Origin of the sequence: Polaromonas sp. CG_9.5 (assembly GCF_035984465.1) — a bacterium.
Lineage (GTDB): Bacteria > Pseudomonadota > Gammaproteobacteria > Burkholderiales > Burkholderiaceae_C > Polaromonas.
The window spans coordinates 1-3,752 of the sequence record NZ_JAXCHR010000054.1 but is presented as its reverse complement, the minus strand read 5'-3'; the positions used below and the strand labels follow the sequence as shown (position 1 = coordinate 3,752).

Genomic DNA, 3,752 nt, shown 5'->3' with positions numbered 1-3,752 from the left:
TCTCTTCGTTTCCATAGTGCCCACTTGTTTGTTTCGTGGACACTATGTTTGACCGCTTTCTTCTCAGTCTCAAGATGGCATGGCCAGCCGCTTACGAAGAACCCGAAGAGTTGCCAGCTTGGCAATCTCTTCCCGGTCAGCGCAAGCTCTTCAAGATTGAAGAGCTTGCCGAGAAAACACAGTGGTTGAAAGACCTTTCGGGCGACAACCAACAGGCCTTACTGAAATCCCTCAAAAAACTCGAAAAAAAGGGGCCTTGGCGCAACGTCTCAAAGGCCCCCGTGCCAGAAGTGCTGGATGCCTTACATGCAGATTTCCCGAATTTCAGCGCAGTGACCACGCTGATTCAGCAGCGTCTTCTGCTGTGCGGCCTAGCACCGGACAAGCACATCAAGTTGCCCCCAATCCTTCTGAATGGGCCGGCCGGGGTGGGTAAAACCGCCTACTGCCAGCGTCTCGCCGCGCTACTTTTGCTGCGGTTCGAAAAAATTGACCTGTCATCGGCAGTCGCCAGTTTCACCATGACGGGACTGGATGCCGGCTACGGCTCTGGCCATCCTGGCCGGATTTGGGAGTCACTGCAAAACGACAGCCTCAGCGTGCTGTGGCTGCTCGATGAGCTCGAGAAAACAAATTCAGAATCCAGACATGGGGGAAATCAGTATCTTCTTGGTTTGTTGGAACCGGTATCTGCGGAACGGTTCACCGACAACTGCACCTTGCTGCCGATCGACGCTTCGTGGATCTGCTACATCGCCACCAGCAACAGCAAAGAACTGATCGACAGCCCGTTGCTGAGCCGGTTTGAAGTGTTCGACATCCCTGCTCCCGATGCTTCGCAATTGCGTGCAATCGTTTCCAGTATTTACCGGGACATTCGTCATTCGGAGGCCTGGGCCCCGGCCTTTGGCGAAACGCTGGGTGAAGAGGTCATCAACGCCTTGAGCGGCTACACCCCGAGGGAGATTCGACGTCTGCTGATCAATGGATTTGCAGCAGCCGCAGGGCAATCGCGTCGCATCCTTCAGGCCGGAGACATCCGCGCCAAGACTGATTTGCACATTGGTGCGGACCGCCGCATCGGCTTTTTCTAACCGCTACCACCCCACCCACCAAGGAGCTAGACATGGCACACGCGAATATTGTGAACAACGAATTGGTCGATGACGACCGAATTCCGATGCGAGATCTGCCGTTTGCAGCTCGAACGGCTTCGAAATTCTGTGAACAGATCGGGCAGCTTGCAGCGGCACGGAACCAAATTCCGGCTGGCTGGCAGAGCATCTTTGATCACGCACTTCGTAGCCTGAGGGCGGTAGATTGCCCAAAGCGAGACGGAATCGAGTTGTCGGAGATTGCCTTCGGCCGTGGATCCCTGAACATTGAGGTCTACTACGCCCCCGTCGACAAGGTCGTTCGCGGGATTTTGAACTGCTTGAGCAAACGCACATGTTGCACTTGCGAAGTGTGCGGGCGTGGATACGGTGCCGTCTGTCGCCACAGCCGTTACCGAACGCTGTGTGCAAGCTGCTATGTGCAGACGGACTTGGCCAATGAATTGCAGCGCTGGTTGAGTGATGGCGGCGCAAATAGTGCGTACAGGAACAGGCCACTCATTGAAGTTGATAGCCTGCCGATCAATATTCGGCTTTTGATTCCTGAAGGCCGGGTGAGGCGTTTGCGATTGGTTTCGGATGACAGAGAAATCACTTATGTCACCCCGGACACGGTCACAGCGCATCTGAAAACACTGGCGGCCATGAAGCGATGCCTGGACCAGTCTCAAGGTTCCTAGTTGGTCTGCCCTGCAATACGCAGGGAACCCGCAGCACAGAACAGACGGTGGCGACCCAAGGTGTCAACGGGAGTGCCGGGTCTTTGTCTGTTTTAGAAAGCTGCCAGATTGGCTGGCATGGCGGCCATGTCAATGTGCATTTGGAGACGCAAGGCGTAAAAGGCAGCCCTCAAGTGTTAATTGACACTTGAGATCTCCCCTTTTCAAGGTGATGTGCACGTTTTGGAAATTGTTTTCCACCCTTGACGGTCCATTCCTCAAGAACTTCAATGGCTCGAGCGACTGGGGACCCAAAGTTTCTTGCCTTGTTGATCATTGGGGACGAGCGATGAGGGCTGACGGGCGCCCGTCAGCCTGGCCGGCACACGCCGGCCACCCGCACTGAGTTGCAATGCACTGTCTTTAACCTGCAAGTAATGCAAACCCTCCCCATCCCGGCGCTGTGTTGGTGAAGGACTAGCGCTTTTGGACAACATGTCTTCACCTCATTTTCAGTTGGCTCGCTTTCTTTTTACGCCAAGACTGACCGCAATTTATTTTTTTTCAAAGGACGCACTTCTCGGGGAACTTCCACACTGTAGCCGCTGACTTGCATAGGCTTAACCTTGCGACCCCCGCCCTTACGGAACCCGTACAGCCTTTGGGTCTCCGCCACAGAATGGCCCATACACGCCCCAATTTCTTCTACGGTATGTCCGCTATCGCGCAACATTGTTGCAAATGCATGTCTGTACACGTACGCGGTCGCAAACGGTACGCCTTTAAGTACGCGCTTACTTATGCGTTGCAAAGACTTGCGCAATCCGTCTTTACTGTCGATTTTCACGGTAAATGATCTCTGGTCATGCAGTCGATTGGTCCAGTCGTCTGCCAGCAGTGAAATCGGCACAGATATTTTCCGCCAAGGCTGGCCTGCCGCTTTTGTGACTTTGGCACCGTGTACTTTGAATGTAACGGTTTGCGGTTCGCTACGAGTCACCGTGACGCCCTGCTCTAACTCTTCCGGTCGGCAACCAATCAGCTCCAAAATTCGCTGTGCGTCAACGTATTTGGTACCGGCTGCGCCCTCCCGCATGAGGCTCACCCAATTGGGGTATTTTTTGGCGATGACTTTGAGATCGCGTTTTTTCGATTCGCCCACAGGCAGGCTGAATCCTTGAATGGGCTTGGGGACTTGACGGGTATAGGTATAAACCGCCTCATAGACCTCCTCCAGTTCTGCAATCAGCTCCACGGATTTCAACCAAGGCGCCCCAAACTCTTGGGCACGCTGATGGCGATCTTGCTGACTCAACAAGTCCCTCAATTTCTGACGCAGGTACCAACATGCAGCTGCTTTGCACGCACGGAAAGAATTGGCCTGCCCCGCATACACGTCAAGTGAATTGATCCATCGCTCCACTTCACATGGCATCTCGCCTGCATCCATCATGGACAACAAGTGCTGGGCCTTTTTTTCGTAGTCCTTTGCTGAATCCGCTTTGATTTTTGAGTCGGCGACTAGCTCCCGAACCCGGGCGATGATCTCGAACGCTTGCACTTTGGCGATCTGGGGGCCAGCGATCCCGGGGTATTGCATGGACAGCAATGCGTCCACGCCCAATTCAGAGGCTGACGCAGCGTGATGTGCCTGCTGCGAAAGTAAACGTTTGGCTGCCTCGGCCCGATGAATCACTTGCTTATCACCGACGAGAAGTTGCATTTTTGTTTCCGTTTGGATTGCATTTGCGATGCCGTAACAGATCGAAGCCGACTACACCACGGGTCATTTCATGCCCCGTCGTGATGCGATGGTGCCGCCTGTACACACCTTGGAAGCAAGCGACCGACTTTAGTCGTCGCTTGCTTCCAAGGTGTGCACATTGACCTTGCCCCCAGAAAACGTATCCCTTGCTGAGTGGTTCAATTCAGACAAGGAAAACGAAAATGACAAAGACATCAAGGGCCAAGTACACGC

At 53.9% G+C, this 3,752-nt stretch carries 3 protein-coding genes; 2 read left to right on the top strand and 1 reads right to left on the bottom strand.

All coding sequences use genetic code 11. From position 1 onward, the window contains the following. Positions 1 to 44 precede the first annotated feature (44 nt). Positions 45 to 1,094, top strand: a complete 1,050-nt coding sequence (locus RCH06_RS17680; protein ID WP_327082777.1) for an AAA family ATPase — start codon at positions 45 to 47, stop codon at positions 1,092 to 1,094. Positions 1,095 to 1,126: 32 nt separating this feature from the next. Further along, a complete protein-coding gene (locus RCH06_RS17675) occupies positions 1,127 to 1,795 on the top strand; it encodes a hypothetical protein (protein WP_327082776.1) in 669 nt (222 codons plus the stop codon). Between the two features lie 511 nt (positions 1,796 to 2,306). Here RCH06_RS17675 and RCH06_RS17670 read toward each other — a convergent pair. Next, positions 2,307 to 3,497, bottom strand: a complete 1,191-nt coding sequence (locus RCH06_RS17670; RefSeq protein WP_327082775.1) for a site-specific integrase — start codon at positions 3,495 to 3,497, stop codon at positions 2,307 to 2,309. Positions 3,498 to 3,752 lie beyond the last annotated feature (255 nt).